30 protein-coding genes and 1 pseudogene are annotated in these 26,479 nt (G+C 64.5%); 16 read left to right on the top strand and 15 right to left on the bottom strand.

Annotated features, from left to right (window positions below; all coding sequences use genetic code 11):
* Positions 1–59: 59 nt before the first annotated feature.
* Entirely contained in the window at positions 60–1,133 is a 1,074-nt protein-coding gene (locus tag AB7531_RS16485; RefSeq protein ID WP_063982501.1) for a hypothetical protein, read from the bottom strand.
* A gap of 244 nt (positions 1,134–1,377) precedes the next feature.
* Here AB7531_RS16485 and AB7531_RS16480 point away from each other — a divergent pair, with 244 nt between their 5' ends.
* A complete protein-coding gene (locus AB7531_RS16480) occupies positions 1,378–2,421 on the top strand; it encodes a patatin-like phospholipase family protein (protein ID WP_063982500.1) in 1,044 nt (347 codons plus the stop codon).
* A 19-nt stretch (positions 2,422–2,440) separates the two neighbouring features.
* On the opposite strand, the gene AB7531_RS16475 is transcribed toward AB7531_RS16480, so the two are convergent.
* Both AB7531_RS16475 and AB7531_RS16470 read right to left on the bottom strand, forming a co-directional pair.
* Positions 2,441–2,869 carry a CBS domain-containing protein gene (locus AB7531_RS16475; protein WP_063982499.1) on the bottom strand — a complete coding sequence of 143 codons (429 nt, stop codon included), beginning with the start codon at positions 2,867–2,869 and terminating at the stop codon, positions 2,441–2,443.
* Between the two features lie 190 nt (positions 2,870–3,059).
* Positions 3,060–3,866, bottom strand: coding sequence for a rhomboid family intramembrane serine protease (locus AB7531_RS16470; RefSeq protein ID WP_014494322.1), 807 nt, complete (start codon positions 3,864–3,866; stop codon positions 3,060–3,062).
* 466 nt (positions 3,867–4,332) lie between these two features.
* Between AB7531_RS16470 and AB7531_RS16465 the strand changes: the two genes are divergently transcribed.
* The 3 genes and pseudogenes from AB7531_RS16465 (at position 4,333) to AB7531_RS16455 (ending at position 6,317) form a co-directional block, all read left to right on the top strand.
* A complete protein-coding gene (locus tag AB7531_RS16465) occupies positions 4,333–4,887 on the top strand; it encodes a PAS domain-containing protein (RefSeq protein ID WP_041958462.1) in 555 nt (184 codons plus the stop codon).
* Between the two features lie 64 nt (positions 4,888–4,951).
* Entirely contained in the window at positions 4,952–5,380 is a 429-nt protein-coding gene (locus tag AB7531_RS16460; protein ID WP_028150261.1) for a cupin domain-containing protein, read from the top strand.
* 143 nt (positions 5,381–5,523) lie between these two features.
* Positions 5,524–6,317: pseudogene (locus AB7531_RS16455) on the top strand (Crp/Fnr family transcriptional regulator).
* A gap of 293 nt (positions 6,318–6,610) precedes the next feature.
* Here AB7531_RS16455 and AB7531_RS16450 read toward each other — a convergent pair.
* From AB7531_RS16450 to AB7531_RS16440, 3 genes are all read right to left on the bottom strand, one after another.
* On the bottom strand, positions 6,611–6,799 hold the full coding sequence (locus AB7531_RS16450) for a phasin family protein (RefSeq protein ID WP_245328620.1): 189 nt from the start codon (positions 6,797–6,799) through the stop codon (positions 6,611–6,613).
* Entirely contained in the window at positions 6,778–7,104 is a 327-nt protein-coding gene (locus tag AB7531_RS16445) for a hypothetical protein (protein WP_245328619.1), read from the bottom strand. The genes AB7531_RS16450 and AB7531_RS16445 overlap by 22 nt, the downstream gene beginning before the upstream one ends.
* A gap of 529 nt (positions 7,105–7,633) precedes the next feature.
* The gene (locus tag AB7531_RS16440) at positions 7,634–8,020 is read right to left on the bottom strand and encodes a COG4315 family predicted lipoprotein (RefSeq protein WP_063982498.1); all 387 of its coding nucleotides are present in this window, start codon (positions 8,018–8,020) and stop codon (positions 7,634–7,636) included.
* A gap of 147 nt (positions 8,021–8,167) precedes the next feature.
* Between AB7531_RS16440 and AB7531_RS16435 the strand changes: the two genes are divergently transcribed.
* The gene (locus AB7531_RS16435; protein ID WP_063986272.1) at positions 8,168–8,674 is read left to right on the top strand and encodes a GNAT family N-acetyltransferase; all 507 of its coding nucleotides are present in this window, start codon (positions 8,168–8,170) and stop codon (positions 8,672–8,674) included.
* A 117-nt stretch (positions 8,675–8,791) separates the two neighbouring features.
* On the top strand, positions 8,792–9,103 hold the full coding sequence (locus AB7531_RS16430) for a hypothetical protein (RefSeq protein WP_441279987.1): 312 nt from the start codon (positions 8,792–8,794) through the stop codon (positions 9,101–9,103).
* 77 nt (positions 9,104–9,180) lie between these two features.
* Here the strand turns inward: AB7531_RS16430 and AB7531_RS16425 are convergent, their stop codons facing one another.
* Positions 9,181–11,154: a DEAD/DEAH box helicase gene (locus AB7531_RS16425; RefSeq protein WP_063982496.1), complete on the bottom strand. Its 1,974-nt coding sequence runs from the start codon at positions 11,152–11,154 to the stop codon at positions 9,181–9,183.
* A gap of 244 nt (positions 11,155–11,398) precedes the next feature.
* Here AB7531_RS16425 and AB7531_RS16420 point away from each other — a divergent pair, with 244 nt between their 5' ends.
* From AB7531_RS16420 to AB7531_RS16410, 3 genes are all read left to right on the top strand, one after another.
* A complete protein-coding gene (locus AB7531_RS16420) occupies positions 11,399–11,728 on the top strand; it encodes a hypothetical protein (RefSeq protein WP_245328618.1) in 330 nt (109 codons plus the stop codon).
* A 54-nt stretch (positions 11,729–11,782) separates the two neighbouring features.
* Entirely contained in the window at positions 11,783–12,523 is a 741-nt protein-coding gene (locus tag AB7531_RS16415; RefSeq protein ID WP_063982494.1) for a metallophosphoesterase family protein, read from the top strand.
* Between the two features lie 65 nt (positions 12,524–12,588).
* Positions 12,589–12,942, top strand: coding sequence for a cupin domain-containing protein (locus tag AB7531_RS16410; protein ID WP_063982493.1), 354 nt, complete (start codon positions 12,589–12,591; stop codon positions 12,940–12,942).
* A 23-nt stretch (positions 12,943–12,965) separates the two neighbouring features.
* On the opposite strand, the gene AB7531_RS16405 is transcribed toward AB7531_RS16410, so the two are convergent.
* The 4 genes from AB7531_RS16405 to AB7531_RS16390 form a co-directional block, all read right to left on the bottom strand.
* The gene (locus AB7531_RS16405; RefSeq protein WP_063982492.1) at positions 12,966–13,478 is read right to left on the bottom strand and encodes a hypothetical protein; all 513 of its coding nucleotides are present in this window, start codon (positions 13,476–13,478) and stop codon (positions 12,966–12,968) included.
* Positions 13,479–13,573: 95 nt separating this feature from the next.
* Complete coding sequence (locus AB7531_RS16400) at positions 13,574–13,990, bottom strand: VOC family protein (RefSeq protein ID WP_187388014.1); 417 nt, start codon at positions 13,988–13,990, stop codon at positions 13,574–13,576.
* A gap of 105 nt (positions 13,991–14,095) precedes the next feature.
* Positions 14,096–14,578: a DUF5680 domain-containing protein gene (locus AB7531_RS16395; RefSeq protein WP_063982490.1), complete on the bottom strand. Its 483-nt coding sequence runs from the start codon at positions 14,576–14,578 to the stop codon at positions 14,096–14,098.
* A gap of 3 nt (positions 14,579–14,581) precedes the next feature.
* Positions 14,582–15,733 carry a zinc-binding dehydrogenase gene (locus AB7531_RS16390; RefSeq protein ID WP_441279986.1) on the bottom strand — a complete coding sequence of 384 codons (1,152 nt, stop codon included), beginning with the start codon at positions 15,731–15,733 and terminating at the stop codon, positions 14,582–14,584.
* Positions 15,734–15,910: 177 nt separating this feature from the next.
* Here AB7531_RS16390 and AB7531_RS16385 point away from each other — a divergent pair, with 177 nt between their 5' ends.
* From AB7531_RS16385 to AB7531_RS16365, 5 genes are all read left to right on the top strand, one after another.
* Positions 15,911–16,390, top strand: a complete 480-nt coding sequence (locus AB7531_RS16385) for a GNAT family N-acetyltransferase (RefSeq protein WP_063982488.1) — start codon at positions 15,911–15,913, stop codon at positions 16,388–16,390.
* A 37-nt stretch (positions 16,391–16,427) separates the two neighbouring features.
* Positions 16,428–17,225 (top strand): alpha/beta fold hydrolase, encoded by a 798-nt coding sequence (locus AB7531_RS16380; protein ID WP_063982487.1) that lies wholly within the window; start codon positions 16,428–16,430, stop codon positions 17,223–17,225.
* 145 nt (positions 17,226–17,370) lie between these two features.
* Positions 17,371–18,618, top strand: coding sequence for an MFS transporter (locus AB7531_RS16375; RefSeq protein ID WP_256376483.1), 1,248 nt, complete (start codon positions 17,371–17,373; stop codon positions 18,616–18,618).
* Between the two features lie 52 nt (positions 18,619–18,670).
* Positions 18,671–19,837, top strand: coding sequence for an MFS transporter (locus AB7531_RS16370; protein WP_441279985.1), 1,167 nt, complete (start codon positions 18,671–18,673; stop codon positions 19,835–19,837).
* A gap of 68 nt (positions 19,838–19,905) precedes the next feature.
* Positions 19,906–20,517 (top strand): PilZ domain-containing protein, encoded by a 612-nt coding sequence (locus AB7531_RS16365; RefSeq protein WP_063982484.1) that lies wholly within the window; start codon positions 19,906–19,908, stop codon positions 20,515–20,517.
* Here AB7531_RS16365 and AB7531_RS16360 read toward each other — a convergent pair.
* Complete coding sequence (locus AB7531_RS16360; RefSeq protein WP_187388013.1) at positions 20,504–20,707, bottom strand: hypothetical protein; 204 nt, start codon at positions 20,705–20,707, stop codon at positions 20,504–20,506. The two genes, AB7531_RS16365 and AB7531_RS16360, sit on opposite strands and share 14 nt — an antisense overlap.
* Positions 20,708–20,847: 140 nt before the next feature.
* Here AB7531_RS16360 and AB7531_RS16355 point away from each other — a divergent pair, with 140 nt between their 5' ends.
* Positions 20,848–21,471: a transglutaminase-like cysteine peptidase gene (locus AB7531_RS16355; protein WP_028154093.1), complete on the top strand. Its 624-nt coding sequence runs from the start codon at positions 20,848–20,850 to the stop codon at positions 21,469–21,471.
* Positions 21,472–21,587: 116 nt separating this feature from the next.
* Here the strand turns inward: AB7531_RS16355 and AB7531_RS16350 are convergent, their stop codons facing one another.
* Both AB7531_RS16350 and AB7531_RS16345 read right to left on the bottom strand, forming a co-directional pair.
* Positions 21,588–23,351, bottom strand: a complete 1,764-nt coding sequence (locus AB7531_RS16350) for a CYTH and CHAD domain-containing protein (RefSeq protein WP_063982483.1) — start codon at positions 23,349–23,351, stop codon at positions 21,588–21,590.
* Positions 23,352–23,802: 451 nt separating this feature from the next.
* A complete protein-coding gene (locus tag AB7531_RS16345; RefSeq protein ID WP_063982482.1) occupies positions 23,803–25,155 on the bottom strand; it encodes a metal-dependent hydrolase family protein in 1,353 nt (450 codons plus the stop codon).
* 356 nt (positions 25,156–25,511) lie between these two features.
* Between AB7531_RS16345 and AB7531_RS16340 the strand changes: the two genes are divergently transcribed.
* The gene (locus AB7531_RS16340) at positions 25,512–25,718 is read left to right on the top strand and encodes a hypothetical protein (RefSeq protein WP_063982481.1); all 207 of its coding nucleotides are present in this window, start codon (positions 25,512–25,514) and stop codon (positions 25,716–25,718) included.
* 14 nt (positions 25,719–25,732) lie between these two features.
* Here AB7531_RS16340 and AB7531_RS16335 read toward each other — a convergent pair whose 3' ends face one another.
* Complete coding sequence (locus AB7531_RS16335) at positions 25,733–26,440, bottom strand: GntR family transcriptional regulator (RefSeq protein ID WP_063982480.1); 708 nt, start codon at positions 26,438–26,440, stop codon at positions 25,733–25,735.
* Positions 26,441–26,479: the final 39 nt, after the last annotated feature.

Here is a 26,479-nt window from a genome sequence, read left to right as displayed (position 1 = left end):
TCCTGGGTCCCGGCTCTGCGGAGCGGCATTGCGTGCCGCACCGCGTCCGGGACACGAGACTAGCGCGCGACCACTTCCACTTCGCCGTCGACGCCGTTGACGACGTTGAAGCCGCGCTCGTAGACCTTGCCCTCGTTCTTGGCGATGGCGCGGTATTCGCCTTCGGAGAGCACGACGCGCGGGAAGGCGCCGATCGATTCCTTGATGACGTCGCCGCCGGGGGTCAGCACCGACCAGGCGGTGTTGGCGAGCGCCTCGCCGCCCCTGTCGCTGACGAGCTTCAGCGTGATCACGGCGGCGCGGTGGGTGATGGTGACGTCGGTGAGCTTGCCGGCCTGGACGCGGATATCCGAGCGCACCACCGAATTGGCGTCGCCATAATTGGAGATGATGTAGTAGGTGCCCTCCGGGATCAGCACGACGTCGCCGGCGGCGACGTTCGGCACCAGCGAGGCGCGCTCGCCGGACTCGAACTGGCTGCCCTTGTAGATCGCGAACGAAATCTGGTTCTGCGGAATGCGGCTGGTGCCGACGCGCCCCTCGATGCGCAGGCCGCCGGCCGGCAGCACGAAGGATTCGCGATCGGTCTCGGCCTTCAGGCTGACGGTGCGCACCGCGCTGACGAGGCCGAAGGCGACGTGCACGACGTAATTGCCCGGCGGCAACACGATGTTCGGCGTGGCGTTCCGATCCTCGCGGATCAGCTTGAAGGTGCCGTTCTCGTCAGGACGGTCGGCAAACACGCGCCAGACCAGGCCGCTGGTGATCGCGGGTGTGTCCTTGCCGTATTTCGCGGTCAGCGACAGAACGCCCTGGCCGGGCACGGCCGCGTTGAGCGGCGGGGCCGCCGGCACGGTGCTGACCGCAGGCGGGGGCATGCTGGGCGTATTCGGCTGCAGCAGGGTCGGCGGCAGGCTCGGCGGCGCAGCACCTGGGCCGGAGGGGGGCGCGAGGCTGACGGCGCCGCCCGGATCGGGCACCGAGGCAGGCGGCACCGGGGGCGGTCGATCGGAGAAAAGCTGCGCCCGCGCTGCATTTTGACCAAGGATATAGAGGCAGGCAGCAAGGATCAGGGTCGGCAGCAGCGATGTGCTGCGCCGCCATCCGATGATGCCGTCACCCCCGAGAGTCATGCCACCTGCTTTTCACCGAAAACGCGGCAAATTCAAGCCTCCGAATCCCCGGGGAATACGGCCGGATACAGTTCTTTGGAACCCGGTTGACGCCTGCGTGATTAAACGGGAGGCAACCCCTCCTCGCCACACTCCTGCCCCCTGCTTCCCGAACGGTATAAACCATGCTTTGCCCTCGTTCTGGCGGAGCGGAAGTACGGCGCCTACTCTGCTGTGAGGGCTGGCCCGGGGTAGGAGGGTTTCGGTGCTTGATATCTTGAAGGGTCGGGGCGCGAACGGCTCCAATGGAGAGAAGGTCGGTCTTGGCAGCGTGCGACGGCCGGTCATTGGCCTGGCGCTCGGCGGTGGCGCGGCGCGCGGCTTTGCCCATATCGGCATCCTCAGAACCCTGGCCGCCAATGGCATCGTGCCTGACGTCGTGGTCGGCACCTCGATCGGCGCCGTGGTCGGCGGCCTCTATGCGGCCGGCCGGCTCGATACGCTACAGGAGTGGGGACGCAGCCTGCAGGGGATGCGCAACATCCTCGGCTATCTCGACATCCGACTGAGCGGCTCCGGCCTGATCGGCGGTGAGAAGCTGGCAACCCGGCTCGAGGACGCGGTCGGCCAGACCCTGATCGAGGATCTTCCGATCAAGTTCGCCGCCGTCGCAACCGAGGTCCGTACCGGCCACGAGATCTGGCTGACGCGCGGCCGCGTGGTCGACGCCATGCGCGCCTCCTACGCCCTGCCCGGCATCTTCTCGCCCGTCCTGATCGGTGACCGCTGGCTGGTCGACGGCGCGCTGGTGAATCCGGTGCCGGTCTCGGCCGCCCGCGCGCTCGGCGCCGAAATCGTCATCGCCGCAAATCTTTCCAGCGACATCTTCACCCATTCCACGACGATCTATTCGCACGGCGCGGTGCCCGAGACGGTCCCGCCGGCGGCCGAGGCGACCACGGCGAAGCGGCGCTTCCCGCGATTGTTCTCGCCCGAGAAGACCATGAAGCGCGAGTTCTTCGGCGGCGCCGGACGGCCCGGCATCTCCTCGGTGATGGTCGACGCCTTCAACATCATGCAGGACCGCATTACCCGCGCGCGCCTCGCCGGCGATCCGCCCGATCTCCTGATCACGCCGCGGGTCGGTCATTTCGGCTGGTTCGACTTCCACCGCGGCGAGGATCTGATCGCGCACGGCACCCGCGCCGCCGAGCGCGCGCTGGAGTCGATCCAGGAGGCGATCGAGGTGCTCGCGCCGGCGCCCGCGGGCAGCGCGCCCAAGGCGGGCGAGCCCAAGGCAGACGAATAACGCCGACGAGTAAGGCCGCTCAGGCCGTCTTGATGTAGTCGCGCAGGGCTTCCTGCTCGGTCTCGTATTCCTGGACGCGGCGCTTCACGATGTCGCCGATCGAGATCAGGCCGACCACCTTGCCATCGTCGACGACCGGCAAATGGCGGAACTTGCCGGTGGTCATCGTCTCCATGAGCTCGGCGACCGTGTCCGTCTCCTTGCAGGTCACCACCTTGCGGGTCATGACCTGGGAGACCGGCTCCTCCAGCGCGCCGGCGCCGCGCTCGCCGATCACGCGCACGATGTCGCGCTCGGACAGGATGCCTTCGAGCCGGCTCTGGTTCATCACCAGCACCGCGCCGATCTTCTTCTCGCCGAGCAGTTTGACCGCGGCAGCCAGCTTGGCGTCGGGCTCGACGCTCATGATCTGGTGGCCCTTGGTGTTGAGAATGGAACGTACCGTCATTGTCGGCCTCCCTGAATCGGATCCGTCCGCATTTCGCGGACCGGACTTGTTCGTCGAGTCTTCAACTAACAGTTTAGGCGCCGGTTGCACGCTGAGGCGCTTTGCGAAGCATCGCCGCTAGCGGCTTGTCGCTTCGGAACATTCTTCTCGGGAATGATGGATGAATTCGGGCGGCGCCGCAAGCGGCGCTTCAAATGCGGTTTGAAATGTCCTGTGATGACGCATCCGCAGCATCGTTTCGCACGCGCGGCACGGGATCGAACAGCGCGAACAGCAGAAGGCCCGCGAAGAAGCCGCCGATATGCGCCTGCCAGGCGACGCTCGTGGTTTCGGAATCGACGCCGATCGCGCCGACGCCGAAGATGATGTTGACGCCGAACCAAACGGCGAGGAAGCCGACCACCCTCCCGTCGCGCAGTGCGCGCGACAGTGGCAGTGCCGGAACCCTTGCGGCGGTATCGGCGTCTGATCGGCTGAACGACAGGAAGCTGCCGCGGACAAAGGCGAAGCGGATCGCCGCCGCCATCGCGCCGGACACCGAGGCCGAGGCGCCGATCATCGGCGCCACCGCGTGCTCATGGGTGACAAGATGGGCGAGCGCGCCGGCCGCTGCCGTCACCGCGAGAAACAGGAAGAACCTGATCGCGCCGAAGCGCCGCGCCAGCGCGCTGCCGAACGGCAGCAGCCACAGCACGTTGAAGCCGAGATGGGTCAGATTGGCGTGCAGCAGCGAATAGGTGACGAAGGTCCAGACCTTGGCGCCGGCCCCACCGGGGATTTGCAGGTTGAGCAGCGAGGAATCGTAGCGCTTCGGGATGAAGCCGAAGACGTCGATGGTCCAGTTCTCGAGCTCCGGCGGCAGCAGCACCCGCAGATGGATCACCGCCAAAAGGAGGATATAGGCGGTCAGCGCGACCGGCAGCGTCAGGATCGGCTCGCGCGGAGCTTCCTCGACAACGGCCGGTATCTCCGGCGGAGAATCTTGCGGGGAATCCAAGGCAGCTTCGCTTTCAGGCGCGATCGGAGCGACAGGCTTAACGACAGCCTTGGAGATAGTCGCCTTTGCCGGCCTTGCGCAAGTGCACAAAAGGAAAAGGCAGGGCCCTGGGAAAGCCCTGCCTGTCCGTGTCGGTCTTCCGGTACCCAGAGGAATAAGGTGTATCCCCACCCCTCCCCGCGGCCCGCGACCAAACTGTTTGACGCCCGTGTACAGGCCCCGCCGAGAACCTGGATGAAAGCGGCGAGGCTTGCGACCGCGATCACCATAGCAGCGGCGCGCCGGACGGAAAGCGGATAGTTAATTTAACGTTAACGACGCAAAGACCGCCTCCGGGGGCCCGAAAACGCCTCCACGGCATGGACGCTGCAAATCCCCTCCTGCACAACAACAGAAGGGATCGCGGGTGCACTGAAGCGGGACAGGTTTGTCCCGCGAGCTAGCGCCCCGGGGTAAGCGTTCAGTCATGAAACATCCGTCGAGCCGCGCGTTCTTCGCGTATTGGGACAAGAAGCGCGGCACTGCGCGGGCCCCTGATCGGGCCGATATCGATCCGGCCGCGGTCCGCGGCCTGCTCGGCGATATCTTCGTGCTGTCCTGCGAGCAAAACCTCGGCTTCCCGTTCCGCGTCGCCGGCACGCGCGTCTGCGCGCTCGCGGGGCTCGACCTCAAGGACCAGAGCTTTGCGGCGCTGTTCACCGAGGCCAGCCGCAGCGAGATCGAGGAGATCACCACGATCGTCGCCGACGAGACGTTAGGTGCGATCGCCGGCGTCACCGCCGCGCGCGAGGATGGCAGCAAGGCGCATCTCGAGCTGCTGCTGCTGCCCTTCAACGCCCGCCCGCATACGCCGGTGAGTGTCACCGGCGTGCTCGCACCGTTCAACGACGAATGCGGCGCGTTGTCCGCATTCGCCCTCACCTCCTGGCGCTATCTGCATCAGCCGGAGAAGCTGCTGCCGCGCGCAATCCGCAAATTGCAGATCGCACGCGGGCTGATGGTGTATGAGGGGCTGAGGTAGTTTTCGTTTCGACGAGGGCGAACGCCGCGACCTCGATACAGTCTCTCACCGGGATGACACAGCCATGTCCGACATCATCAGTTTCGGTACGCTTCAGCTCCGCTTCCTGCACAGCAAGGACGACACCGGTGGCAGTGTCGACATCTTCGAAATGACGCTCCAGCCGAATGCGCGGATGCCGATCCCGCATTATCACGACCGCTGGGACGAAACCATCTACGGGCTGTCCGGCGTATCGACCTGGACGATCGACGGCAAGCAGAACGATCTCGGCCCCGGAGAATCGGTCTTCATCAAGCGCGGCATCGTGCACGGCTTCACCAACCGTTCGACGGGACCGGCAACATGCCTGTGCATCCTGAGCCCCGGGGTGCTGGGCCCGCAATATTTCACGGAGATGGCCGCACTCCTGTCGGCCGGCGCGCCACCCGATCCCGCGAAGATGAAAGAGACGATGCTGCGCTACGGACTGGTGCCCGCGCCGGCAGCGTGAGCCAGGCTCGCGATCCATCATTGGAACCTTACCTGCTGCAGGACGTTTAGCTGTTTGCCGGGCATACGCCTGCACGGCAACGCGGCTCGGCCGGAGACGATGCGTTTGCTCGCCGCCGGGCCTCCGTCGAGGGACGATTCCCCGTGATGGAGCACGCGACCAGAGTTGGTAATCGCCTGTTAGCTGCATTACCGCCGGCCGACTTCGCTTTGCTTGCACCGTATCTCCGGAAAGTGCCGCTCCAGCACGACGCAGTCCTGGTTCGATCGGGCGACCGGATCGAGCACCTTTGCTTCCCGTGCAGCGGCGCGATCGCCCTCATCATGGAGTTGCCGAACGGACAGACGGCTGCAACCGCCGTGATCGGCAACGACGGCGTCGTCGGCCTCATGACGGCGCTCGGCCCCGTCCGCTCCCCCTGACGGCGGTTGTCCGCGTGGCCGGGACCGCACTGCAGATCTCGCCCGCGCGATTTCAAGCGACGCTCGAACGCAGTCCCGCCCTCGCGAGCGCAGTTCAGATCGTCACCAGGGCGATGATGACGCAATTCCTGCACGTCGCGGCCTGCAATGCACTGCACTCCGTCGAGGCCCGGCTGGCCCGCTGGCTGCTTCACATTCACGATCGAACGGAGGGCCGTGGTGACGTCCTGCACCTGACGCAAGAGACGTTGTCGGAATTGCTCGGCGTCCGGCGGACCACCGTCACGCACGTCGTGAGCGCACTTCGAACGTCAAGGGCCCTGAAATCCAGTCGGCGCGGCCAACTCGAGATCGACAGGCCGCGGCTCGAGGTCGTCGCCTGCGAGTGCTACAAGGTGATGAGCCGCAGGATCGACCGGATCGTTTCGCAGGATGCCGTCAGGCGGCTTCACACCGCGCCCGCGCGGAATGGCTGCCCGCCCCCGGACTTCCCGTTCGCCAAGACCGATTCATAGACCCAGGCCTCTCTGGCGAACCACTCGTGCGTCGCCGCGCACATCCCGCAATATGTGCGCGAAAAGAACACCGTACTGCACCGAAATCTTTCGCGATCTATCTCGATGCCCGTCGGAATGGCGTGGCCCGTTTCCGGGCACTTGATCATCACCATACCCATCCTGACTTCCTCCAGCTTGGCATCACCTCACGGCAAGGCTTCTCACGGCAACGCTTCGCCGCCTCGGCCGGACTTGCGTCTCTTCTGGCGAAGACGCTCGTCCAGCCGATCCACGCGGCCAGTAGCCTCGATTCAAGCAGCCCTATGCAGAACCACGTTGAAGCTCTTCTTGATCGGCTCGGCCGTCTCGGTTGCGACCTTCTGGGCGAGGTCCCAAAGCTCCCGGTTTTGGCGAGAAGCCGCTTCAAAGGTCTTGCCGCTGTGGCTGGTGGAGAGGTTCACGACATCCGCAAACGACCTCACATCCGCAAGCTGGGACATGAACTCTCCAGCGCGGAGCTGGTATTGATGTTTGATATTTCGATGACCCTGGTGCCGTAATCGGCGGCACGCGTGGCATTGGTCGAACAGGCTTCGCGGAGCGCTTCGGTGATCTCCTCGGAAGCCGCCCTCATCCGCTCTAAATTTGCCTTGGCCCGGGCGGCGCCCTGCTCGGCGAGATCGCCGAAGATCGCCTGGAAGTTGAAAAATGGCAGGTCGAACCTGGGCATTGCACCGCCATTCGCCGTCCCATTCAGCGCAGTGGCGTTCGTCTCGGCTTTCAGATTGGCATCATTCATGGTCATTCATCCCCTCACGCGAAACCAGATAATGGATTGAAGACTCCCAGAAGCTCCCAGGTGCGGACCGCACCGGGAAACCAGTGCCCCTACTCTCAAATGGAGGGATGCTGCTGCCGATATGCCGCTTTCGCCCCCTGCCGGAACCAACTATGACCAACCAAAATCGGGCCTTCGGTTCGCTTTCGGACTCTCGACTTGAATAAATTCGATTCAAGCGACGGCGCGCCACGGGCAGCGTTTTTACTTCTTCGAAGTTGTCGCGATTACCTCCGCCAACTTGAGATCAGTCCGGCAAGCGGTTCGGAGACGCCGGCGCCGGTGGCCTTCCGCTGGGGCGCGGCGAGGATTCGGCCGCTTCCAGATGGCGCCCTGTCACTAATTGACAGCGAGTTGCTGGAGCCGCTCCGCAGCGCACCGCATTGAACGATACGTCGCATCGCCAACGCGGCGTTGCGCTGCGTCCGAAGCACGAGACCGGTGGCATCTCGTCAATGTCAGACACCACCTCGCATTCCCGCGGCGGATTGTCCGCTCACGGCATCGCCAGATGCCAGGCGCCGTTCAGAAAGCCGTCGCCGGTGATGTCGCCGGGCTTCTGGTCCTTGGCGAAGGTGTAGAGCGGCTTGCCCTTGTAAGCCCACTGCCTGGATCCGTCGTCGCGCGTGATGACGGTGTAGCCGTCGGCCGCGGCATCGCTCGCCTCGGCCTTCAGCACCGGCCAGTTTGTCGCACACGGTCCGTTGCAGGCCGACTTGCCGTCCGCATCCTTGTCGAAGGTGTAGAGCGTCATGCCCTTGGCGTCGGTGAGCACGTTGCCCTTGTCGGACTTGCCGGTCTTGGTCGGCGGCGCGGCGAAGGCAGCGGGGATGATGGCGAGCGATACGGCGAGCGTGAGCGCGAGGCGGATCGAGGACGTCATGGGTTCTCCTGTCATGCAATTGGCTTGCATGGGGTAGGACGCCGCGCAACGCTTCGTATTCCTGGGAGTGCGGCAAAGATATTTTTCGCTGCGCGCATCGTCGCGACGGAATAAACTGGAATGGGTGAGACCGACCAACGGACCGACATGAGCAAGCCGCACTGGCGTCCCGCGCGCGCCTCCGACCTGGTCGCGATCAGCGCGATCGCAGCGCGAATCCATCCCGATCTTCCTGAGAGTCCCGACGTGTTCGCGGAGAAGATGCGACTCTATCCCGATGGCTGCCGTCTGCTCATCGCCGACGAAGAGATCGCCGGCTACGGACTCGCGCATCCGTGGAAGCAGCACCGGATTCCGCCGCTCAACGGCTTCCTGCAACAATTGCCCGATGATGCGGATTGTCTCTACGTGCACGACGTCGCCGTGCTGCCCGATTTCCGCGGTGGCATCGCGCGCGACTATATTGCCGATATCGAGAAGCTGGCGCGCGCATCACACATCACAACGCTCGCGCTGGTCTCGGTCTACGCCACGCGGCCGTTGTGGGAGCGTCTCGGCTTTCGGCCCGTCGCGGCGGATGCGGAGGCGCGCGCAAAGCTCGCTTCCTACGGCGAAGGCGCGACCTACATGCTTCGCGACCTCGCTGCGACATAACGCCCCCGCCCGGCTCACGCGGGCGTGAAGCCGTCCCTCGAACCGCCTTCGATCACCCCCCGTCGAAGGTGTGCGCGGGCCGTTCTGGTCTCGCCGAATCGAGACTGGAGAATTTCCATGAAACTTACATTGTCAAAAGTTGCTTTGATTGCATTCGCCGCGGCGGCCGCGTTCAGCGCGACCAGTGCCAACGCGGCACAGGTCCGGACCTATGGCTGCGATTCCGCCTTCTTCGAGGGCTGCGGTATCCTTGTCGAGACGCCGACCCCTGGCGGCAGAAGCCGCGTCAACCTCACTCACGACACCTCGCCCATCTACATGAAGCAGACCGACCCCCGCTACAGCTCGTCGATGCGTGATGCCGGTGGTGGCGGCGGCGGAGGTGGTGGTGGTGGTGGTGGTGGTGGCGGCGGTGGCGGTGGCCGCTGAGTTCGCAGCTGACTTCTCAGATGATGTCGCCGGCGCAATCCGGCGGCATCATTGCTGTCTGCACGGTCAGGCGCAGTTCAGCCCCGATGCTTTTTCTTCGCCTTCTTTTTTCCAGGCGCGCCCTTCAACGGCCACGGCGTCACCGCCGGCTCGGCATGGCCAGGCTTGTTCTTGTGCTTCTTTTTCTTTCCGAACGAAGGAGCATCATCGAATTTCGGCCTGCGCTCGCCGTGAGCCTTGTCGCGGGGCTTGAATCCAGCTGCATCGCGCGGGCGATCGTCGCGACGTTCGCGATGATCGCTGTCGCCGCTCTCGCGCCGGGGCGGCCTTGACCGCTCTTCCGAAGGCGCCTGCCGCTGCGGCGCATCCGTCATCGGCTCGAGGCGGATATTGTCTTCCTTGTCCGGACGCTTGATCTTGGCGGCGAAGGTTTCCGCGACCCGCTCGGAAATTTCGAACTCGGTCGTCGTGTCCATGATCTTGATGGCGCCGATGTCGCCCTTGTCGATGCCGCCGCGGCGGCAGATCATCGGCAAGAGCCAGCGTGCTTCCGCATTCTTTCTTCGTCCGATGTTGGCCCGGAACCAGACGCTGCCGTCCGCCATGCCGTGTTTCGCCGACGATTTTCCTGATTTGGGTCGGGCTCTTTCGGGGCGATCATCGCCGCGCGAAGTGCGGGCATCGTCGCGCGGTGCGCGGACATTGTCGCGCCCGCGATCGTCGCGCGGCCGGCCGGCTCGCTCGCCGGGATCGATGATGTCTTCGGGCGACGGCAGCCGTGCGCGATAGAGCCGCGCGAGTGCGGCTGCGATATCCTCGGCCGACCGCTCGGCCAGCAGCGCCTGCGCCAGCACCAGATCGTCCGCGGTCGTCTCCTCGGTGAACAACACGTCCTTCATGCGGTCGTGATCGAGCTTGCGGATTTCCTCCGCCTGCGGTGCCGTTCCCCAGACCGCGTCGATCCCCGAGACATTCAGCAGCATTTCCGCACGTCGCCGCCGTACAGGCGGCACCAGCAGGACGCTCGTCCCCTTGCGGCCCGCCCGCCCGGTGCGGCCGGAGCGATGCTGCATCACCTCGGCGTCGTTGGGCAGATCGGCATGGATGACGAGATCGAGGCTCGGCAGGTCGATGCCGCGGGCGGCGACGTCGGTCGCCACACAGACGCGAGCGCGTCCGTCCCGGAGCGACTGCAGCGCCGTGGTCCGCTCGTTCTGCGTCAATTCGCCTGACAGCGCGACCACGGAGAAGCCGCGCTCCAGCAGCGCCGCCTGCAAATGCCTGACGTGATCGCGCGTGCTGCAAAACACCAGCGCGCTCGGCGCCTCGAAGAAGCGCAGCACGTTGACGACGGCATGTTCGACATCACCGGGGGCGACCCGGATGGCGCGGTACTCGATGTCGGCGTGACCGCCTTCATCGCCGGCGACCTCGATCCGAAACGCCTGCTGCTGATATTGCTTGGCCAGCGCCACGATACCGCGCGGAAACGTCGCCGAGAACAGCAACGTGCGGCGTGTCTCCGGCGTGGTCTTGAGGATGAATTCCATGTCCTCGCGAAAGCCGAGATTGAGCATCTCGTCGGCCTCATCGAGGACGACCACTTTCAATTCCGTGATGTCGAGACGGCCGCGACGCAAATGGTCGCACAACCGGCCGGGCGTGCCGACGACGATGTGAGCGCCCGCCGCAAGCTCGCGCTGCTCGCGCCGCGGATCCATGCCGCCGACGCAGGAGACGACCCGCCCGCCGGCATGCCCATACAGCCATGCCAGTTCGCGCTGAACCTGCAAGGCAAGCTCGCGGGTCGGCGCCACGATCAGGGCAAGCGGCGCCCCCGCCTGCTCGAACCGCTCGGCATCGCCAAACAGATCCTTGGCCATGGCGAGGCCATACGCGAGGGTCTTGCCGGAGCCGGTCTGGGCCGAAACCAGGAGGTCGCGGTCGGCGGCTTCGTCTGCGAGCACGGCGAGCTGGACGGGGGTGGGTGAATCATAGTTCCGCTCGGCCAAAGCGTGGGCGAGCGGCGGGGTCAGGGCCGGAAAAGACACGGGATGGAGAACCTTGGTTAATGTCAGGCGCGGAACGGTGAACCGGCGGACCTGAGTTGCGTGCGCGGCAAACGGCCCGGCCGCACGCTGGATGTGATCAGGGCGCTCTTTACGCCAAGTGCTCTGAAATCACCATGCCTATGATGCATGGCTTGACGGAAAGAACCGCGCCTGAAGGTTGCAGCGGCCTTTCGCGGCCACCTCCGTTAACCTGAAGCCAACCGGCTTAGAGGGGGACGGCCGCGTGACGCCTTCCGCCACACGCGCCTGCGGCGATTGCACGCTTTGCTGCAAGGTCATGGCCATCGAGGCGCTGGCCAAACCGGCTGGAAGCTGGTGCCGGCACTGCAAACCCGGCCAGGGCTGCGCGATCTATGCCGAACGCTCGGCCATCATGGGCCAGCGCATGATCCTCATCACGCCGGACCGCGAGTTCGATCTCGGCATCGTCGGGCCGGACGAGCGGATCGTGCGGGAGCTGGAGGGGACCAAGGTCGTCGGCGCGACGGTGGTGAAGGAACATCAGATCAGCCATGGCTGGTTGGTGAACGTCCCATCAGCCGATGCTAGATAGGTCCGGTGACCTGGCAGAGTTAAGTTCAGGCAAAGCAGCACGGGGAGCACGACGATGCGATTGGCAGTCATTTCCGATATCCACGGCAATCTCGCTGCGTTGGAAGCGGTGCTGGCCGACATCAAGGCGCGCGGCGTCGATCGTACGGTCAACCTCGGCGATTGCGTCACCAGCCCGCTGTGGCCAAAGGAAACTTTCGAGGCTCTCCAGTCGCTGTCGTTGCCGACGGTGCGCGGAAATCATGATCGCTGGATTGAGGAGTTTCCAGACGACAAGCTCTCGCCGGCAGGTCTGTTTGCGCGTAGCGCATTGACCGCGGAGCAGCGCCGCGCACTTCACAGCCTGCCCTCCCAAATTCGGCTGGACGACGGGATCCTGGCCTGCCACGGCACACCCGACGACGATACGACGTGCCTGCTCGAAGAAGCGCTCGAGGACGGCCGCTTCGTGCCGGCGCGTCGCGACGTGCTGACCGCGCGCCTTTCGAGCGCGCCAACGGCGCGTGTCGTGCTGTGTGGTCACAGCCACCGCCAAGCGGCTGTTCAGGGCCCGGGCGACCGCCTGGTCCTCAATCCCGGCAGCGTTGGTTGCCCGGTGTTCGCGGACATTCCTTTTGCCGCAAACCTGGAGCATCGCTCGCCTCACGCCCGCTACGCGATCCTCACGAAACGAACAAGAGGCTGGCAAGTCGAACTGCTGGCCCTGGAATACGACTGGGAAGCCGCGTCCGCGCAGGCGCTCGCCAACGGCCGCCCGGAATGGGCGGAGGCCATGTTATCAGGACATGTCAAATAGCTGGCCTTGCCACGTCGGTCATTCGATCCCAAATCGTGCCTCACGAGAGAGCAACGGGGTGAAACATGGCCGACAAGATATCGCTTGCCGACAAACTCGCGACCTTTGGGGATTTCTGGTCGCCGCGCACGGTCACGACCTTCAACGATTGCGACGTGATGGTGGTGAAGGTGAAGGGCGAGTTCACCTGGCACAAGCACGATGACACCGACGATTTCTTTCTCGTCCTGAAAGGCAGTCTGGACATTGAATTGCGGGATCGCACGGTGACGCTCGGCCCGGGCGAACTCTATGTCGTGCCCAAAGGGGTCGAGCATCGCCCGGTGGCACGCGAGGAGGTTCACCTCCTGCTCATCGAGCCCACCGGCACCCCGAACACGGGCGACAAGGCCACCGCCGCAGCACGCAAGCTCGCATAGAGGACAACGCGCTTGGCGCGCGTCTAATCCCTGGAGGTCGCCAGCTTGCTGAAGCGGCCGACCAGCCTCGCCTTTACCCGTGCAACTGTGTCCCTCGCCGCGCGGCTCAGGGCGCGGATGGCGCGCCAGGCGTCGGTTGCCTGCAGCCACGCCTTCACCTCAGAGAACTTGCCGTACGCCCAGGCGAACGCCGGAATCCGCATCAGCTTGTCGCGCGTGAGATGGAACAGGCGCTCGACCAGCACGAGCTTGAGCAGTTCGCCGATGATGAAAGTCACGGCGGCGCTCACGACCTGACCCGTTGCAGCGAGGTAGGCCGCCACGGGCTTGATCGGCTCCAGAATGATCACGGGCACGGAAAACAGGGCGAGCGAGGGATAAGGGGACAGCGACCTGATCCAGGTGCGCAACCACTTGAATTCGAAATGCCGCCCAATCCAGCGCGCCATTGGCCGCGCGACGGCCATGAAGACGGCATCCACCAGGAAGTAGATGGCCGCCAGGATGTAAGTAACGGGTTTCAGGATTCGCTTCACGATACCTCTCCCGTGAAGTGAAAGTCGGAACCTGAGCCTAAGTTTCACCTTAACATGGATAGATCGGGGATTCCCGATGGAACTTTTTGGGCGCCTCAAATCTCGGCATAGATTTCTAGCAAATTGCCGTCGGGATCGCGAAAGAACAGCGTCCGATGTCCGAACGACTGGTTCGTCGGCGGTGACAGCAGCGCCACGCCCTGCCGCACCAGTTCATCGGCACATTGATCGACCTCGCTCGCGGACACCTTGAAGGCCAGTTGCAGCGAGGCGCTGCCCGCCGGTGTCGGCGCGTCGGCCGCGGTCCGGCTTGGTCTGGCCAGCGCCAGCGTATTGCCGCCGAGGCCGTACTCGATCCAGTTCGGCGAGAGCTCGCGCAGCAGCGGAAAGGCGAGAACGTCCTCGTAGAACCGGCGCATCGCCGCCATGTCGCGCACGAAGATGACGGTGTAGTCGATCGCGCCAATGGCGTGGAAGGGGGAGCGGGTGCGCGGGTTAGGTTCGTCTGTCATTGTAGCCCTCATTCCAAAATCAGGCTCGTAACCCGCATGGAGCGAAACGGAATGCGGGACCGGCGGCCCCGGATTGCGCTGCGCTCCATCCGGGCTACGGACCATCTATCGCAGCAGGCCGCCACTATAGTGCAGCTCGTACAGCGGCGCGCCATTCTGCCGCGCGACCATCTCGATGCCGTGAAAACGATCGAGCGAACCTTCGACCTCGTTGCGGTAGGTCATGCCGCTCTGCTCGAACAGGCGCGGTCCCCGATAAGGCTCCTCGACGCTTGCGCCCAGTAGCGCCCGGCGCAGGAATTTGTAGATCTCGAGCAGCGTGGACCGATCCGTGATGTCCGCGCGGACGCCGCCGCTGTAGCTCATCGACCAGATGACACGGTCATCCCGTGACACGGTCTCTTGGCCAACGAAAAATCCAATCCCGAAATAGATATCGCGATAGGCATAAGGTGGCGCGCGATGCTCGAGCTGCTTGGAGCCGGCGAGCAGCGGCGCGGCCACGGTCGCGTCGTCGTCCAGCCCCGCATAGGTGCGCCGCTTGGCTTCGACCAGAAACGCTGCGAGATCGGGTGGAATGGACGGCATTGTCTAGTCCACCAATTCCGGCCACGGCACGATGGTCGATTTCACCGTCTTCATCGCCATCGCATCCCTCACCGCCTGTGCGACGCCCGCTTCCGTGAACGGATAGATCGTCTGCATCTTCAGCCAGGGATATTTGTCACGCGTGCGGTAGAGCATGTCGACGCCGAGCGGCAGATCGTTGCCGGTAAAACCCCAGGATCCCAGCACGTTGAGGTCCTTGGTGCAGATGCGGTGCCAGGAGGTCTCGATCGAGCCGGCATCGGTGAACTGACCCATCTCGACATAGGTGCCGCCGTCGCGGAGCATCTCGATGCCTTCGGGGCCGGCGGTCGGATGTCCCGAGCAATCCATCACGAGATCGGCGCCGAAGTGGCCTATGATCTCGCGCACACGGGCGATGCGCTCCTGCGGCGATTTGATCTCCTCGATGTTCACCGTCGCCTCCGCGCCGAACTCGCGCGCGAGCTTGAGCCGCGGCTCTTCCGGCGCGCCGACGCAGATCACACGCCCTGCCCCCATCTCCTTGGCGGCCGCGACCGCGAGAATGCCGATCGGACCCGAGCCCTGGATCACCACCGTGTCGCCCCAGGAAAAACCACCGGCGCGACTGGCGCGGTTGAAGGCGCGGATGCAGGACGTCAGCGGCTCCGAGAGCGCGCCCAGCCGCAGCGACATGTCGTCGGGCAGCTTGTAGATCTTGGTGCCCGGCAGCATCTCGAGATCGACATAGACATATTCGGCCCAGCCGCCCCACATGTGCGGCGCCTTGTCGAAGCCGAGATAGCGGCCGTAATAGACCGGCGTCAGGCACTTGTTGGCGGTCTGCGGATAATGGATGCAGTAATAGCAGTGGCCGCAGGGCATCAGCGGCGGGATCATCACTTTTGATCCGACCTTCAGCGGCTTGCTCATGAAGTCCTCGGTGAATTCGTCGCCGCATTCGACGATGATTCCGCCGAGCTCGTGGCCGAGCGTGAACGGCCAGGGCAACGGCTTCGGCCAATGCCCTTTGAGAATGTGCAGATCGGTCCCGCAGACGCCGCAGGCGCCGACCTTGATCAGCGCGGCTTTCCGGCCGACCTTCGGCCATGGCACGGTCTTGATGACGGGCTCCGAGCCCGGCCCTGCGTGAGTGCAGACGCGGATCTGGTCCATGGGTGTGTCCTCGCGGCCCGTCTGTTATGATTGATGGTGCGGGCGTGAGGCAAAGCGTATGTGAGATGCACGGTCGTGCCAAGCGTGAGTCTCGTAGCCCGCATGGAGCAGCGCGAAATGCGGGACCGACGGCCCCGGATTACGCTTCGCTCCATCCGGGCTACAAGGACAACGTCGATGCTACGTGACTATCAGCCAGCGGATGCGGAAGCGATCGTGCGCGTCGCTCTCGCGGCATTCGCGCAATTCGAGCAGGATTATTCCGACTGGCCGTTGTTTACGACCCATGTCGCGAAAATGCCGGAGCTTGCCAAAACCGGCGAGATCATCGTCGCCGAGGATGGCGGCCAGATCGTCGGCGCCGTCGCCTATGTCGGTCCGCAAGCCCCGAAGCCGGCCTTCTTCGATCCGGCCTGGCCGATCATCCGCATGCTGGTGGTTGATCCGGCCGCGCGCAGCAAGGGCATCGGCCGACAATTGACCGAAGAATGCCTGCGCCGCGCCGAGCGCGACCGGTCGCCGGTCATCGCCCTGCACACGACGCCGATCATGACGGTCGCATTGCCGATGTATCAGCGGATGGGATTTACCAGGGTTCGCGAGGCGCCGGATATTCTGGGCGTGCCGTATGCGGTTTGCGTCAAGGCGCTGGGGTAGGATGGCGTCGGCGTTGATTCTCTGACAGTCGTTGCGAATGACAAACTGGACGAGCCGAACCTGCGCGGCAAATGGCATCGACATCCATTATTTACGGACCGGGGACGACAAGCCTGCGCTGATTGCGCTGCATGGTCTGACCGGAAGCAGCGCCTGCTGGACACCGTTGGCGCGCGCTCTCGAGGACGGCTACGACGTCATCATGCCCTCTGCGAGAGGACATGGAGCGTCGAGCGCACCGTCCGGCGGGTATCGGTACCGCGATCTCGCAGACGACGTCATCGGCCTCATTGACGCGCTCGGGCTGACTGCCCCGATCCTGCTCGGCCATTCCATGGGCGGCATGACCGCCGCCGTGGTTGCGAGCGAGATGGGTACGGCCATTCGCAGCGTTATCCTCGCCGATCCGACCTTCCTGCCACCGGAGCGCCAGCGCGAGGTTTACGAGAGTGATGTCGCCGAGCAGCATCGCCGGCTTCTGGGGCAGGACAAGGATGAGGTACTGGCCGAGGCCCGGCGGCGGCATCCGCACCGCTCATCCGAGCTGCTTGACCTGATCGTTGATGCACGGCTGCGGACCGAGATCAGCGCCTTCGAGGTGCTCACGCCGCCGAACCCGGATTATCGCGAGCTTGTCAAAGCCATTGCCGTGCCGAGCCTGCTTCTCATCGGAGACAATGGCGTTGTCTCGGTCGAAACGGCGCGGGAGCTGCAGGGGCTCAATCGACACCTCCGCCATGAGGTGATCGCGAATGCGGGCCATGGGTTGCCATATGACAAGCCGGATGAGTTTGCTGCGGTGGTCAGGTCGTTTCTGGCGACGGAGATCGCGTGACGCGCTGCTTCGTAGCCCGCATGGAGCTTTGCGGAATGCGGGGCCGGCGGCGGTCCCGGATTGCGGGCTACGGACACACACCCAAGTGTCTTGAGCGGCTGGCGGCGAACGTGTAAGGCCCGAACAGTCCCACCCAGGTGATCGCTTGAACCCCCTTCCCCAAAATCCTGTTGTCGCGTCCGGTTCGTTCGCGGCGATGAAGTCGGTGCCGTACCGACTCCAGTTCATCGCCTATGTGCTGGCGATGATGGCGGACAATATCGAGCATGTGATCAGCTATTGGGTGGTGTTCCAGAAATTCCATTCGCCGACGCTGGGGGGCTTTGCCGTGCTGTCGCACTGGCTGCCGTTCCTGCTGTTCTCGGTCGCGGTCGGCGGGCTCGCCGACCGGTTCGATCCGCGGCGCATCATCCAATGCGGCATGCTGCTGTTCATCGTGGCCTCGGCCGGATGGGGCTTCTTCTTCATCACCGACACCATCCAGATGTGGCACGCGATGCTGCTGCTGGTGATCCATGGCTGCGCCGGCGTGCTGTGGCAGACGCCGAACCAGCTTCTGCTCTACGATCTCGTCGGTCCCGCCGATCTTCCGAGCGCGGTGCGCCTGAATGCGATGGCGCGCTATCTCGGCATCCTGGTCGGGCCCGCCGTCGGCGGTGTCATCATGCTGACGCTGGGCACCTCGCACGGCATCATCTTCAACACGCTGTTCTACCTGCCGATGCTGCTGTGGCTGTTCTGGGCGCCGGTGCGCGACAAGAGCGTCGCGGTGCGGCGCTTCGCCATGCGCGGCCTTGCCGACATCGTGCTGACGATGCGCGCCATCGGCACGCAGCCGGTGCTGACCGCAATGACGTGGCTCGCCGGCCTCACCTCCTTCATGATCGGCAACGCCTATCACGCCCAGATGCCGGGGTTTGCCGGCGATCTCGGCCACGGCGACCCCGGCGTCTCCTACAGCGTGCTGCTCGCGGCCGATGCGGCAGGTGCACTGCTCGCCGGCATCGCGCTGGAATCCTGGGGACGGTTGAAGGGCACGCCGCGCACCGCGATCATGCTCGCCATGCTGTGGAGCGTGGCGCTGCTCGGCTTCGCCGCGGTGCGGATCTATCCGGTCGCGATCGTGCTGCTGTTCTTTGCGGGTTTCTTCGAGCTGTCCTTCAACACCATGGCGCAGGCGCTGGTGCAGTTGAACGCGCCGCACGACATCCGCGGCCGCGTCGTAGGGCTCTACAACATGGCCGGCCTCGGGATGCGGGCCTTCAGCGGCATCACCGTCGGCCTGTTCGGCGCGGCGATCGGCATTCACTGGTCGCTTGGGCTCTCAGCCGCGGTGCTGTTGGCGCTGCTGTGTCTTCTCTATGGGCGCGCGACGAGGAAGACAGCCGGTTGACTCTCGTCCCTCCCCACCGCACCTTCGAGAGAGGGCTTGGGGAGATGAGACGTTGCGCAATCGCTGGGGCATTCTTGCGATCCTGTTCGTTGTGCGTCTCACCATCGCGTTCCAGTTCCAGAGCGTGGCCGCTGTCGCGCCGTTGCTGCAACAGACCTTTGGCGTCGGGCTCGCCGATATCGGCATCCTGATCGGACTCTATTTCACCCCCGGCATCGTGCTGGCGCTGCCGGGCGGCGCGATCGGCCGGACTCTTGGCGACAAGCCGACGACGATCGCAGCGCTGCTGCTGATGACCGCGGGCAGCCTCGTCATGACTACCACCGACATCTGGGGCTGGCAGATGGCGGGCCGGCTGGTCTCCGGCGCCGGCGGCGTGCTGCTGACGGTGCAGCTCACCAAGATGGGCACCGACTGGTTCGCCGGGAAGGAGATCGCGACCGCGATGGCGATCTTCGTCAATTCCTGGCCGGCCGGCGTCGCGATCTCGCTGCTGGTGCTGCCGGCGATCGGCACGGCCTATGGCGCAAGCGCGGTGTTCCTGGCGGCGGGCGCACTCACGGCAATCGGTACTGTGCTGATCACGCTCTATCAGTCGCCGCCGGGAGCCACGATCAGCGCGGCCGGTCCAGGCCGGCTCGATCCCCTCGCGCTGCTGGCGGTGATCGTCGCGGGCCTGATCTGGGGACTCTTTAATGTCGGCTTCGCCATGATCTTCTCGTTCGGGCCCTCCCTGCTCGCCGAGCGCGGCTGGAGCATTGCGGCGGCAGGCTCCGCGATCAGCCTCGTGATGTGGCTGTCGGTGATCTCGGTGCCAGCAGGCGGCTATCTCGCCGACCGCTTCAAGCGGCCGCTCACGCTCGCGACCGCAGCCAGCCTCATCGTGGCCGGGCTGCTGGCCTGGTTGCCGCGATCGGATGCGGTGATCACGGTCCTCGTCCTGATCGGCCTGATCGGCGGCCATCCGGCCGGCCCGATCATGAGCCTGGCCGCCCGCGTGCTCGCGCCGGAAACAAGGGCGATCGGCATGGGCGTGTTCTACACTCTCTTCTATGCCGCGATGATGCTGGGGCCGGCGGTCGCCGGCCGGCTGGCCAAATCGGCCGGGACGGCCGCGGTGGCACTCGACCTCGGCGCGCTGACGGTGCTGGCCTGCCCGCCGCTGATGTGGCTTTTCGAGCGCATTGTGTCTGTCCGTAATCGACGCGCCCAATCCTAACGCGGCGTTAACCCTGTGCACCTTAGGCTCGTCCCGGACTCCGCCAGGCGGGGGGTCGGGTTGTGAAAATGGCGTTGGCGAATAAAAAATTTCTTCCGGCCGCCGAGGAACGACGGCGTTTCCAGCGGGTGAAGGTTCACCTGCTCGGCCGCTACATGCTGCCGGACCGCCGGGAATTCCCCTGCCAGGTCATCAACATGTCGCCGGGCGGACTGGCGCTTCTGGCCCCCGGCATCGGCAATGTCGGCGACCGCGTGGTCGCCTATCTCGACCATATCGGCCGGGTCGAGGGCAAGATCACCCGCATCATCGACAACGGGTTCGCCATGACGGTCGGGGCGACGCCGCGCAAACGCGACAAGCTGGCGGCACAGCTGACCTGGCTTGCCAACCGCGACATCCTCAATCTGCCGGAGGATCGCCGCCACGACCGTATCGTGCCGCGTAACCCGATTGCGGTGCTGACGCTCGAGGACGGCACCAAGATGACCTGCCGCATCATCGACCTCTCGCTGTCCGGTGCCGCCATTGCCGCGGAGAACCGCCCGCCGGTGAAATCGATCGTGCTGCTCGGCCGGGTCCAGGGCCGCGTGGTCCGAAACCTCGAGGACGGCTTCGCGCTGGAGTTCATGCACGAGCAGCCGATAGAGACTCTCGAAGAGAGCGTTACCGCGCGGTAAAGCGCAAGGACGCTAAAACGCCTGTATTTCCAGCCCTGAAGGCGGCTTCCGCGATGCGGACGCCGCCTTTTTCGTGTCCGGCGACCGCCTCGCGCGGGTTAACGCGAGGGCCGCGTGCGCGCGCAAACAACAGTTCCGCCAGCGTTTCCGCGTTAATAGATAAAATTTGAATCAATTGAAGTAATTTCAAATCTTAGTCGAATTCGATTCAAGTATAGATCGAATTCATCGCGCCTTTTACTTGTATTCGTCTCGACTTGACTTGGCCGACTTAGCGGCAACTCAAAAGCTCCATGCGAAATGTGGTCCCAACAAGAAACGGGGGCCGCAATGTTGGACTTCAGGGGACAGGGGAAAGGGCTGGCACTGGCTGCCATGCTCTTCGGGATCAGCGCGGCAGCGCAGGCCGGCGAAGGCCGTCTGCTCTACGCGAGCCTCGGCGACACCACGCGTGCGCCGATCGGCTGGGTCGAGTTCTGTGCGGATAATGCCGCTCAGTGCCAAGGCGCGCCGACGCAACCGCGCGACATCGTGATGTCGCAGGCCGCATGGCGCGACCTCGTCAAGGTCAATCGCTGGGTCAACGAGACCGTCAAGCCTTTGACCGACCAGGAGCACTGGGGCGTGATCGAGAAGTGGTCGCTGCCGACCGACGGTTACGGCGACTGTGAAGACTACGTGCTGCTGAAGCGCAAGATGCTGATCGATGCCGGATGGCCGCGCGAGGCCCTGCTCATCACCGTCGTGCGGGACAAGAAGGGCGAAGGACACGCGGTGCTGACGGTGAAGACCGACAAGGGCGAGTTCGTTCTCGACAATCAGAACGAGAACGTCGTTGCCTGGACGGAGACCGGCTACCGCTTCGTCAAGCGCCAGTCACAGAGCGATCCCAACGTCTGGGTCTCGCTCGGCGACACCAAGCCGGCGGTCTCCACCGCCAGCGCCAAGAACTAGCAGTCAGGAAAACGAGTTACGCGGCCCGGTCACATCCCCACCCCTCCCCGTCCCAGACCGGTTCGCGCGCGCCCAGCCATCCCCCAATGGCTGGGCGCAACTTTTTGGGGAGAGCATCAGCCCTGTGACGACCACGGCACGCGCGCCGCAGTGAAATCGCGCCACGTGCGTTGCAAAGCGGGCTGCACGCCGATCGATGCACGGGCCTGCCAGCCGGCGATCGCCGCGGCCGCGATGGCGCTGTCGGGTTCAGTACCGAGCCCATCGAGCAGCGATGCCGTGACCGCCATGTCGTTGAAGGCGCCGAGTTCCTCCTGCAAACCGGCGAGGCTGCGCGAGAAACGTCGCGCCGACTTGCGATCCTCGTACAGCGGCAGCAGGAATTCGCTGAGATAGCGCAGCCGCTTGGTCGCGAGCCGCACCCGGTGCAGCTCTTCTGCAGGAAGCGACTTGAAGCGGCGGCCGCGCTTGAGCACCTTGGCGTATTGCTCCGACAAGATGCGCCGCGCGAAGTCGACGGCAGGTTCGGCGAGCTGGCCAAGATCTTCGGCGGCAACGTCGTTGCGCCAGCCCCGGGTCTCGATCCAGTTTCCGAGGCCGATCAGGAACACGGCGCAGCGGCGATCATCGAGCGCATCATGCGCCTTACGATAGGCGTCCGACTGGCGCTCGGCCGCAGCCCGGCCCAGCGCATCGAAGCCGTCGACCGACGGACAGGCCTGTGCGATCGTCGGCAAGGTCTCGAGCTGGAACACGTCCCAATCACGGGCGGCGGACAGGTCTTGCGCCAGCCATTTGACCTCCGACCGCAGCGCATCGAGATTGCTGAGCGCACCGACCGATCGCATCAGGTCGAGCGCCGATCGCAGCCGGCGAAGCGAGACGCGGAGTTGATGCACGCCTTCCGGGTTGCGCCCGTCCTCGGCCGCCGGCAGCGACTGAAGCAGATGGAGGAAGCAGGAGCGCAGGATCGTCGCGAAGGCCTCGTCGAGCGTGACCGACGCATCGAGGCGAAGTTTTCGCGGGCGACGTGCCGGGGGTGGCTCATCGGCGGCAAGATCAAAGCCGCGCGCCGACTTGGTACGGATGGACGGCTTCACCGCACCCTGCTCCGCGAGCCGCAGCGCGACCTCGTAGATCGTGCTGGCGCTGCCGCTCTTCAGCTCAAGCTCGATCTCGCTCACCTGTAGCGTGCGATCGCCAGCCGTCAGCTCGCCTTGATCGAAGGCGATTTCGACCGTGCCGGACGGCAAGTCGATCATCCTCGCATGACGACGGATGTCGGCGGTGAAGACGGCTTCGAGCGGCTGCGTCACGAGGTGGCTACGAAGCTTCTCCGGAATGAAGGGCATCGCCAGAGCGAGATCGGGCGCAAGCGACAACACGCTCGCCTCCCACTCGCCACGGCGCAACGGATCGTCCGCGGCGTCCGTCTTCACGGTCTGCACGAAGCGCGCGCCGCTCTGGCGGACACGCAGGCTCAGGCCATTGCGCCGAAGCAGGCGCTCGGCCGTGTCGTAATAGACCGACTTGAGATGCTTGCGCGTGCCCTTGTTGCGCGCGTTGGCCGTGATGACCGGCGCAGCGTTGAAATGCGCCATGCGATCGGCATCGACGAGAAGCTTGAGCTCGATCTCACCGGCGGGACGCGCAACAGTGCCGGACTGGGCTGGCTCCGGTGCAGGCGTCGTGTCTTGCGATGGCGTCTGATCAATCACAGCGCCCTCGACGATCGCATGTTCCGGGTCGGGCTCAGCTGCGTCACGTTGCCTGAGGAAGCCGGCGACGACTTGCGTTCTCTTGTTCCTGTCCTTGAGGACAGGATTCCCATCCGGCGCGCTCATGGTTTTGCGAGCCAGCGTAGCGTCTGATTTCAACATTTCCGGTGACATGACAATTTGATGACAGAGCGCAGCATATAGCTCGTCAGGCCCGCAAGGAATAGCAACGTTACGTCGCAACGCATTATCGTCCACATGCGACATGCTCGACGCTAAAGATCGGGCAGGACTGTCATAATTCGTCTGGCGTGACGAATTAAATTGCCGCCGCGTACAGTAAGTGATCGAATTGATGGCGAATCTCGTCGTTCTCGAAACCGAGATGAACGCGTCAGCGAGCTTGACTCATGCTAGCAGAAAAATTCTTTCTGGTTTTGGAGACGCTCAGAAGTCACGCCTCCGATGATGACAGGCCGGAGATTGTGACACGCCCCGCGCGGCCTCCTGCGCTTCCGGAGATCGCAAACGACTCCCGGCCAGGAAAGCCGGTTCCTGACGAGCGAGACTAGGAGCGATCGAATCTCGCAGGCTCACACCTGCCCAGCGCGCGTTATTGCGCGAGCCTGTTCTTGTAGATCCTGCCGTCCTTCATGATCACCACAAAATTCTTCGCGGGATCTTCGACAAGGGCGATGTTGTCGAGCGGATTGCCATCGACCAGCAGGAGATCGGCGAGCGCGCCTTCCTCGACCACGCCGAGCTTGCCGGGATAGGGATTGCGCAGGCCCGACAGATTCAACAGTTCGGCATTGGTGGACGTCGCCATGGCCAGCGCTTCGGCCGGCGTGTACCAGCGCGTCAGTGCGGCCAGCATCGAGCCCTGCTTGTCCGCCAAGGCCTTCGAGAACAGGACGTCAGTGCCGAACGCGGTCTTGATCTTGTACTTCTTCGCCAGCGCGTAGACGCGGTCGGTGCCGGCAACGACCTGCCGCATCTTGTCCTGCTCCGACGGTCCCAGCGCCGCGGCGCCGGAGATATCAAGGAATGGTTGCGTGCTCAGCCAGACGCCCTTCTCCGCGATCAGCTTCGCGCTCGCCTCGTCCATGAGATGACCGTGCTCGATGCATCTGACACCTGCTGCGATCGAACGCTGGATCGCGACCGGCGTATAGGCGTGCGTCGCGACATAGGTGCCCCAATTATCGGCGGCTTCGACGGCCGCGCGCAATTCGGGCTCGGTGAAGGTGGAGACGTCGAGCGGGCTGAAGGGCGACGCGACGCCGCCACCCGCGGTGAGCTTGACCTGCGAGGCGCCCTGCATCAGCTGCTCGCGCGCGCGCACGCGAACCTCGTCCGGGCTGTCGGCGACCAGGCTGCCGCCGATCAGCTCCATGCGGCTGAGCATGCCGCCGATGGTTCGCGGCAGATCGGTGAGTTGGCGGAAATCGCCATGACCGCCGGTGATGGTGATGATGGCGCCGGACGGATAGATGCGCGGACCGGCGACGAGACCCTCGTCGATGGCCCGCTTGAGGCCGAAACTCGGCCCGCCCATGTCGCGTATGGTGGTGAAGCCGCGCATCAGCGTCGCTGTCGCCTCGCTGGCGGCGAGCAGATTGTTGTAGCCGACATCGCCGAGCGCCGCGGCCGGCGTCGGGCGCACCAGCATCGCGTGCCAATGCGCGTCGATCAGTCCCGGCATCAGCACCCGGCCGCCGCCGTCGATCACTTGGCCGGTGGCCGTGATGTCGGTGGTGGAAATCTTCTCGATCTTCCTGTTCCTGATCAGGACGTTGGACGCGGCCGAGAGCGCGGCATTCTTTCCGTCGAAGATCCGAACGTTGCGGAACAGGACGGCGGAGTCCTGCTGGGCTTGTAAGGGCAACGGGCTGCCGAGGCTTCCAATCGACACAAGCAATGCGGCGGCTCTGAAGAGTCCGGCCGGCGTGGTCCAACCCCACATGTCCAATCTCCACGCAGATCTGGGCGAACGCCAGCCAGCTGACGCCGCGCGATGCAGCTATGGATTGATGCCTGCAAACCGCATCGAGTCAATTTGCAACCACAGGGAGGTTTTGCAAATCAGCCATACGGACGCGAAGAGAAGCGTCCCCATCAAGTTGGACAGGCGAATGGGTAAGTGCACCTGTCGCACTCGCGTCGAACTCAAATTAAAACGCACTATCGATTTCGACCCGCCAGCAACGGTAGATTGCAACTTTCTCGCTTGGGAGTACGATCCTGCGCGGTCTACGCGACTTGAGCCGCTGGGCAGGAGGGCTTGCGGTCGTCTGTAGAATTCAAATGACGAGGCGTAACATGGTGGCGCAAACGAGTGACGGACGCATCCTGCTGGCCAAGAAGCTCGGCGGGCTCATCGCAATCATCTTGGGATGCCTGCTGACGGCCGTAGGCGTGACGTTCGAATACAGCGGCATGACTTTCGTCGGCGTGTTGTTGCTGGTCCTCGGAGCCGTCCTGCTGGTGCTCAAGATCATGAGGCGAAATCAGGAACGTCCGTTCTGACAGACGGCAGGCGGTCACACGCCCAGCACGTCGGCGAGCCGCCGCTCGTCGGCGGCGGGATCCTTCAAGAACAGCTCGGCCTCGATCTCGTCCAGATGCGACAGCATCTGCACGCGCGCAGCCTGCTTGTCGCGCTTGCGGATCGCGGCGACGATGCCGGCGTGATGATCGGTGCCACAGGCCGGCGTGTCGTGGCGGCGGTAGAGCAGGATGATGAGCGAGGAGCGCGCGATCAGCTCTTTCAGGAAGCCAAGATAGATGCTGTGGCCGCTCATCTCGGCGACGAGACGGTGAAACTCGCCGGAGAGCCGGACCGAGGCGCGCGCGTCACCGCGCAGCTCCGCCTCGCGCTCCTCGGCGAGATGCTGCTGGAGGCGGTCGATCCAGGCCGGTGACACCGCATCGATCGCGTGATCGACGATGGTGGGCTCGATCAGGCGGCGCGCCTCGAACACTTCACGGGCATCACCCGGCGTCGGCCGCGCGACGAAGGCGCCGCGGTTCTTCTCGATGTTGACGATGCCTTCATGTGCAAGCTGCTGCAGCGCCGTGCGGACCAGCGTACGGCTCGCGCCGTAGATCTCGCCGATCTCGTCCTCGCCGAGCTTCGTACCGGGCAGCAGGCGATGCTCGAGGATCGCGGCGGTCACCCCTTCCCTGATACGGCTGACGCGATCGCTCGCGTCTGGCGCGTCGGATTTCGTGCGAGTCTTGGCGGCCATCAGTTCGACGGGTTGGGTGTGAGGGCTCGATCGGCGACG

The sequence above is a fragment of the Bradyrhizobium sp. 63_E2_N1_3 genome (assembly GCF_052076005.1).
Lineage (GTDB): Bacteria > Pseudomonadota > Alphaproteobacteria > Rhizobiales > Xanthobacteraceae > Bradyrhizobium > Bradyrhizobium barranii.
This window is presented reverse-complemented; position numbering and strand designations above follow the sequence as displayed.